The organism is Aquipuribacter sp. SD81, from assembly GCF_037153975.1.
Taxonomy (GTDB): domain Bacteria; phylum Actinomycetota; class Actinomycetes; order Actinomycetales; family JBBAYJ01; genus Aquipuribacter.
The window spans coordinates 1-7,232 of the sequence record NZ_JBBAYJ010000052.1 but is presented as its reverse complement, the minus strand read 5'-3'; the positions used below and the strand labels follow the sequence as shown (position 1 = coordinate 7,232).

Below are 7,232 nucleotides of genomic sequence, written 5' to 3'. Positions count from 1 at the left end.
GGCCGGGGCGTCGGCCGGGGCGTCGGCGCGGCCCGTGCCGGGGCCGGTCGCGGCCAGCGACCCCTGCGCGGCCTGCGCGTCCGGGTCGGGGACGCCGGGGGCGGCGCCGTCGCGGTCGGTGACCCGGTCGCTCACCCGTGGCCCCGCCGGCCGGTGCGGTGCTGCAGGGTCACGCCGAGGCGGGCCGCGGCCAGGCGGACCGCCCGGCGCTCGTTGGGGAACGCGAGCCGGTGCTCGAGGGCGTCCATGGCGACCCACGCGGCCTCGACGGCCTCGTGGTCGGGGTCGTTGTCGACGGTCACGGTGCCGCCCGTCGCCTCGAGGAGGAACAGGTGGACGGTCTTGTGGATGCGGTGCCCGTCGGCGAAGAACCAGTAGTCGATGGCCCCGAGGGACTCCAGCACCCGCCCGTCGATGCCGGTCTCCTCGGCGATCTCGCGCACCGCGGCCTGCTCGGGCGTCTCCTCGCCCTCGAGGTGGCCCTTGGGCAGGCACCACTCCAGGCGGCCGGCCCGGTTGCGGCGGCAGATGACGGCCACGCGCGGGGGCGCGCCCGAGCGGTCGACCACGAGGCCCCCGGCGGACACCTCTGTCCTCACGGGTGCCGGGCTCATCGCGCCAGGGTAGCCGCGCGGTCACCGCGCGCAGGGCGGCCGGGCGCTCACCCCGTGCAGGCCGGCCGGGCGGGCCGGGCGGGCCGGGCGGGCCGGGCGGGCCGGGAAGGCACCTACTCTTGTCGGTCGTGCCCGAGGACCGTCCTGCCGCCCTGCGCCGCGCGACCGCGGCCATCGCCCGGCTCGCACCGCAGCTCGGTGACCTCGGGAGCCGCTTCGCGGCGGCCGGTCACGAGCTCGCGCTCGTCGGCGGGCCGGTCCGGGACGCCTTCCTCGGCCGCACCTCCGGCGACCTCGACCTCACGACGGACGCCCGCCCGGACGAGACGGAGCGGCTGCTGGCCGGCTGGGCGGACACGACGTGGGACGTGGGCCGGGAGTTCGGGACCGTGGGCGGGCGGCGCGGGGACGCCGTCGTGGAGGTCACGACGTACCGGGCCGACGCCTACGACGGCGAGACGCGCAAGCCCGTCGTGGAGTTCGGCTCCTCGCTCACCGAGGACCTGCGCCGGCGCGACTTCACGGTCAACGCCATGGCGGTGCGGCTGCCGGACCTCGCCTTCGTCGACCCGTTCGGCGGGGTCGACGACCTGGTCGCCCGGCGGCTGAGGACGCCGCAGGCGGCCGTCGCGAGCTTCCGCGACGACCCGCTGCGGATGATGCGCGCGGCGCGCTTCGCCAGCCAGCTCGGCATGCAACCGGACGCCACCACTCTCGCCGCCATGGTCCAGCGCGCCCCGACGATCGGGATCGTGTCGGCGGAGCGGGTCCGCGACGAGCTCACCAAGCTGCTGCTGGGCCGCGACCCGCGGGCAGGGCTCGCCCTCCTCGTCGACACCGGGATCGCCGAGCACGTGCTGCCGGAGCTGCCGGCGCTGCGCCTGGAGGTCGACGAGCACCACCGCCACAAGGACGTCTACGAGCACACGCTCACGGTCCTCGAGCAGGCGATCGCCCTCGAGGACGACCACCGCGACCCCGAGGCCGTCGTGCCCGGCCCCGACCTCGTGCTGCGCCTGGCGGCGCTCATGCACGACGTCGGCAAGCCACCGACCCGCCGCTTCGAGCCGGGCGGCGGCGTCAGCTTCCACCACCACGAGGTCGTCGGTGCGAAGCTGACGGCCAAGCGGCTCAAGGCCCTCCGGTTCGACAAGCAGACCGTCAGGGACGTCGCCCGGCTCGTGGAGCTGCACCTGCGCTTCCACGGCTACGGCGACGGCGCGTGGACCGACTCGGCCGTGCGGCGCTACGTGACGGACGCGGGCCCCCTGCTGCCGCGGCTGCACCGGCTCACCCGCAGCGACTCCACGACCCGCAACGCGCGCAAGGCGCAGCGGCTGCGGCTGGCCTACGACGACCTCGAGCGGCGGATCGAGGAGCTGCAGGAGCAGGAGGAGCTCGCGCGGGTCCGTCCCGACCTCGACGGCAACGCCATCATGCGCCTGCTCGACCTGCCGCCGGGGCCGGTGGTGGGCCGGGCGTACTCGCACCTGCTCGCCGTCCGGCTCGACCGCGGGCCGCTCGAGGCGTCGCAGGCCGAGGCGGAGCTGCGCCGCTGGTGGGCCGAGCAGCCGGAGAGCGGCGCCTGAACCGCGACGACCGCGGCGCGGCGACGTGACGACGGGGTGCCGTCGTGGTATCGGCTCAAGACCCGGCCGCGGCGTGCCGAGACCCAGGGGCATGCGTCGCGCCCCCCGACTCGTCCTCGCCGTCGTCGCCCTCCTGCTGGGCCTGCTCCTCGTGCCACCCGCGGAGGCCTCGACGGGCACGCTGTACGGCCACGTCGACCGCTCGCGGACCGCGGCGGGGCTGAAGGTGCTGGTCCGCGACGCGGCGCTGCAGCGGGTCGCGCAGGCGTGGGCGGAGCAGCTCGCGCGCGCGGGGCGGCTGAGCCACAACCCGTCGTACGCCCAGCAGATCCCCGGCGGCTGGAGCCGCGCGGGGGAGAACGTCGCCTACGTCGGGTCCGGCCACAGCGCCCCCGACGACGTCCTGCACTCGATGTGGATGACGAGCGCCGGTCACAAGGCGAACATCCTCGGGGACTACACGACGATCGGGATCGGACGGAAGGTCGACTCCTCCGGCCGCGTGTGGGCCGTGCAGGTGTTCGCGACGTACACCCGGTCCCCCTCGCCCCTGTCGGTCTTCACCGACGTCCAGGTCGGCGAGCCGTACTCCGAGTCCATCGCCTGGCTCAAGGAGCGGGGCATCACGCAGGGCTACGGCGACGGCTCCTTCGGCCGCAAGGACCCGGTGACGCGGGGGCAGATGGCCGCCTTCCTCTACCGCGCCGCGGGCTCGCCCGCCTTCACCCCGCCCACCACCGCGACCTTCTCCGACGTGCGCCGCGGGTCGGCGTTCCACAAGGAGGTCGAGTGGCTCGTCTCCCGGGGCATCGCGAGCAGGGCGTCGGTCTACCGGCCCACCGCCTCGGTCTCCCGGGGCGAGATGGCGGCCTTCCTCGCCCGCGCCAAGGGACCGAGGCCCCTGAGCGTGCCGTCGCGCGCGACCTTCGCCGACGTCCGGCCCGGCACGTACGTCTTCGCGCCCGTGGAGTGGATGGCCCGCGAGGGCGTGGCCGCGTCGTCGGGCACCGCGCCGCGCTACAACCCCGGCTGGTCGGTGACCCGCGAGCACATGGCGGCGTTCGTCTTCCGCGCCTACTCCTGAGGCCCGGGCCCACCCGGGCCCCGTCGCCGGGCGGCCGTCGCGTAGCCCACCCCCACGACCGCGTAGCCGACCGCGATCGCGGCGTACAGCGACCGCGACCAGCCGTCGTCGGGGACGACCAGCGCCCCGAGCGCGGCGGCGGACACGAAGGCGGCGTTGAACACGACGTCGTAGCCGGCGAACGCCCGGCCCCGCAACGGCTCCGACACGCTCGTGTGGACGTGCGTGTCGGCCGCGATCTTCACGACCTGCCCCGCGCACGCGAGCACGAGGGCGCCCGCGGTCAGCGACCACGTCGCGATGCCGAGCACGAACAGCGCCTCGGTGAGCGCCGCGGCGCCGAGCGCGGCGACGACCCAGGCGTCGAGCGCGGGCAGGCCGGCCCGCCGGTGCGGTGCCACGTGCTCCAGGCGGCGCACGGCCGCGGGCGTGACGGCCGCCGCGAGCAGCGCGCCGGCCGCGGCGGCCGCGCCGACGAGCCCGAGCACGCCGAGCCCGCCGTCGACGTCGTCGGCGAGGTAGCCGCGCGCGAGGAGCAACGTCGCGATCGTCGACAGCCCGAAGGCGACGCGGTGGGCCCCCACGACCGCGATCGCGTCGCGCGCGGGCGGGCGCCGCCACAGGTGCACGACCCCCTCGCGCAGGCCGCGCAGCACCGCCGCCACCGCCTGCCGGCCGCTCGCACCGGTCGGGGCGTCGGGTCCGAGCGCGCCCCGGGCGAGCCGCAGCGTGAGCAGGGCCGCGGCCCCCCACAGCAGGCCCCCGAGCCCGACGACGGCGGCGTCCGTCGCCGCACCGGCGCCGAGCACGAACCGCGCGAGCAGGCCGAGCCCGAAGCCGGCGCCGAAGGCGCCCGTGCCGAGCGTCGGCGTGACGGCGTTCGCCGCGACGAGCAGGTCCCGCTCGACGACCTTCGGCAGCGAGGCCCCGAGCCCGGCCAGCAGGAAGCGGTTGAGCGACAGCGCCGCGAGCACGAGCACGTAGAGCCCGGTGAGCGTCGCCCCCTCGAAGCGGCCGCCGGACGCGGCCACGAGCCCGGCGACGGCGAGCGCGAGCACGACGCGGACGGCGTTGCTCACGAGCAGCACGCGCTGGCGGGGCCAGCGGTCCAGCAGGACCCCGGCGAAGGGCCCGACGAGCGTGAAGGGCAGGACCGCGACCGTCAGGGCGCCCGCGACCAGCGGCGCGGTGGGCGCCGTCGTCGGGTTGAACAGGACGAAGCTCGCCAGCCCCGCCTGGAAGGCCCCGTCGCCGAGCTGGCTGGCGAGGCGGACCGCGAGCAGGCGCCGGTAGCGCCCGTCGCGCAGGACGAGGCCGAACCCGCGGCTGCCCGGCGAGGTCGGGACGGCCCGCCCGTCGTCGTGCACCCGGGCCGTCACCGGCGGCCCCGGCCGGGCAGCGCGTCGCGGAAGGTCCACCACCGGTAGGCGGTGTAGTTGAGCACCGCGTTGGTGAACGCCGACAGCAGCCGGGCGAGCAGCAGCGGCAGCCCCAGTGCCGTGAGCACCGTCACGCCGAACACGACGAGCAGGTAGTCGGCGCCCACCTGCGGCAGGAAGCGGCGCAGCTGCCCGCGCACGTGGCCGTGGGCCGCGTCGAAGGCGAACCAGCGGTTGAGCGCGAAGTTCAGCGCGTACGTGAGGGCGAAGGCGACCGTCACGCTCGCCTGGGCGGGCAGGGGCGTCGTGGCGTCGAGCAGCGCGAGCACCGCGAGGTCGAAGCTGAGCCCGACCGCGCTGAAGGCGAGGAACCGGGTGAGGCTGTGCCGGTAGAGCGCGAGCAGGCGCGCGCGGGGGCCCGCCGACCGTGCCTCGACGGGCCCCTCGCCGAGCCCGTCGTCGACCCGGTCGGCGGTGCTCACGCGCCGCGGCTCACTCGCCGCGGATGAACGCCTCGACGCCCGCGCGGCCCTGGTCGTCCGGCAGCTGCACGGGCGGCGACTTCATGAAGTACGTGCTCGCGGCGTGCACGGGACCGCCCAGGCCACGGTCCTTGGCGAGCTTCGCCGCGCGGACCGCGTCGATGATGACGCCGGCGGAGTTCGGGGAGTCCCACACCTCGAGCTTGTACTCGAGGTTGAGCGGCACGTCGCCGAACGCACGGCCCTCCAGGCGCACGTAGGCCCACTTGCGGTCGTCGAGCCACTGCACGTAGTCGCTCGGGCCGATGTGGACGTTGCGGGCGCCGAGGTCGTGGTCGACGTTGCTCGTGACGGCCTGCGTCTTGGAGACCTTCTTGGACTCCAGCCGGTCCCGCTCGAGCATGTTCTTGAAGTCCATGTTGCCGCCGACGTTGAGCTGGTAGGTCCGGTCCAGCACGACGCCGCGCTCCTGGAACAGCCGCGCGAGCACCCGGTGGGTGATGGTCGCGCCGACCTGGCTCTTGATGTCGTCGCCGACGATCGGGACGCCGGCGTCGGTGAAGCGCTGCGCCCACGCCGGGTCGGAGGCGATGAAGACGGGCAGGGCGTTGACGAAGGCCACGCCGGCCTCTATCGCGCACTCGGCGTAGTACTTCGCCGCGTCCTCGCTGCCGACCGGCAGGTAGCAGACGAGCACGTCGGCGCGCGCCTCGCGCAGGGCGGCCACGACGTCGACGGGCTCGGCGTCGGACTCCTCGATGGTCTCGCGGTAGTACCGGCCGAGGCCGTCGAGGGTGCGCCCGCGCTGCACCGGCACGCCGAGGGGCGGCACGTCGCAGATGGAGATGGTGTTGTTCTCGCTCGCGACGATCGCCTCGGAGAGGTCGAAGCCGACCTTCTTGGCGTCGACGTCGAACGCGGCCACGAACTCGATGTCGCGCACGTGGTAGCCGCCGAAGTCCACGTGCATGAGGCCCGGCACCTGACCGTCCGGCGCGGCGTCGGCGTAGTAGTGGACGCCCTGGACGAGCGAGGCGGCGCAGTTGCCGACGCCGACCACGGCGAGGCGGATGGAACCCATGCGTTCTCCTTGTCGGGGCCGGACGGTCCGGCCTGTCATCGGTGGTGCTGGGGCTGGTCGGTTCCGCCGCCCGGGACCGTGCGGGCCCCCGGCGACGCGGGCCGCTCGGCGGCCAGGCGGGCGTCGGTCCACGACAGCTCCGCCTCGAGGGAGGCGACGCCGCGCTGCAGCCACGCGCGCCGGTAGGGGTCGCGGGTCGACGACGCGCCGTCGCCGCGCCGGGCGGCGGTCAGCCGGTCGAGCAGGCGCGCCCGCCGGCCCTCGAGCACGCGGACGCGGTCCTCGGTGCCCAGGCGCGTGAAGAACGCGAACCGGACGGCGAAGGCGTCGTCGTCGCCGAAGGGCGCGCCGGGGTCGGCGAGCAGGTCGCGGAAGCGGGCGCGCCCGGACCCCGTGACCTCGTAGACGACCCGGTGGTGCCCGCGCGGGCCGCCGGGAGCCGGGTCGGCGTCGCCGGCGGCGTGCGCGACGACGTCACCGCGGGCCTGCAGCCGGCGCAGCGTGGGGTAGAGGGTCCCGAAGCTGAGGGCGGCGCGCCACGGCCCGAGGACGGTCGTGACCTGCTTGCGCAGGTGGTACCCGTGCATCGGCGCGTCCTCGAGGACGCCGAGGACGGCGAGCTCGATGACGTCGGTGCGGCGGGGCACGGCGTGACCTCCGGGGTCGGGTGGCGGAGCGGTGGGCGCCCGGGCCCGTGCGGCAGCGCCTGCCGGTCGGAGCCTGGTCCTGGTACGTCGGCGCGATGTATCGCTGCGATACGTCGACGGCCGCGGGAAACATAGATCGCGCGTGTCACGACCGCCAACTCGGCGCGGTCATACTGGCCCGGATGCCTACCGACACGCCGCTGTTCCCCGAGAGCGCCCGGCCTGCCGGTGGCCGGCGTGCGCCGGCCACGGCGGCGGCCACCGTCGTCCCCAGCGCCCGCCGGGGTGCCCCGGCGTGGCGGGGCGGACCCGTCCGCCCCGGGGCCGCGCCCGTGCGCGCCGCGGGCCCGACGGCG

Annotated in this window: 7 protein-coding genes; 2 read left to right on the top strand and 5 right to left on the bottom strand. The window is 76.0% G+C overall.

The annotated features are described in order from the left end of the window. Positions 1–131 precede the first annotated feature (131 nt). The gene (locus tag WAA21_RS17640; protein ID WP_336924168.1) at positions 132–614 is read right to left on the bottom strand and encodes an NUDIX hydrolase; all 483 of its coding nucleotides are present in this window, start codon (positions 612–614) and stop codon (positions 132–134) included. 128 nt (positions 615–742) lie between these two features. Here WAA21_RS17640 and WAA21_RS17635 point away from each other — a divergent pair, with 128 nt between their 5' ends. Continuing rightward, positions 743–2,203 (top strand): CCA tRNA nucleotidyltransferase, encoded by a 1,461-nt coding sequence (locus WAA21_RS17635; protein WP_336924167.1) that lies wholly within the window; start codon positions 743–745, stop codon positions 2,201–2,203. 91 nt (positions 2,204–2,294) lie between these two features. After that, on the top strand, positions 2,295–3,287 hold the full coding sequence (locus WAA21_RS17630) for an S-layer homology domain-containing protein (RefSeq protein WP_336924166.1): 993 nt from the start codon (positions 2,295–2,297) through the stop codon (positions 3,285–3,287). Here the strand turns inward: WAA21_RS17630 and WAA21_RS17625 are convergent. From WAA21_RS17625 to WAA21_RS17610, 4 genes are read right to left on the bottom strand one after another with little or no spacing between them, the layout of a single operon-like run. Next, on the bottom strand, positions 3,278–4,666 hold the full coding sequence (locus WAA21_RS17625; protein ID WP_336924165.1) for an MFS transporter: 1,389 nt from the start codon (positions 4,664–4,666) through the stop codon (positions 3,278–3,280). The two genes, WAA21_RS17630 and WAA21_RS17625, sit on opposite strands and share 10 nt — an antisense overlap. After that, complete coding sequence (locus tag WAA21_RS17620; protein ID WP_336924164.1) at positions 4,663–5,148, bottom strand: GtrA family protein; 486 nt, start codon at positions 5,146–5,148, stop codon at positions 4,663–4,665. Before WAA21_RS17620 ends, WAA21_RS17625 begins: the two co-directional genes overlap by 4 nt. Before the next feature lie 10 nt (positions 5,149–5,158). Continuing rightward, positions 5,159–6,229 carry an inositol-3-phosphate synthase gene (locus tag WAA21_RS17615; protein WP_336924163.1) on the bottom strand — a complete coding sequence of 357 codons (1,071 nt, stop codon included), beginning with the start codon at positions 6,227–6,229 and terminating at the stop codon, positions 5,159–5,161. A gap of 35 nt (positions 6,230–6,264) precedes the next feature. Further along, complete coding sequence (locus WAA21_RS17610) at positions 6,265–6,876, bottom strand: PadR family transcriptional regulator (RefSeq protein ID WP_336924162.1); 612 nt, start codon at positions 6,874–6,876, stop codon at positions 6,265–6,267. Between the last annotated feature and the right edge of the window lie 356 nt (positions 6,877–7,232).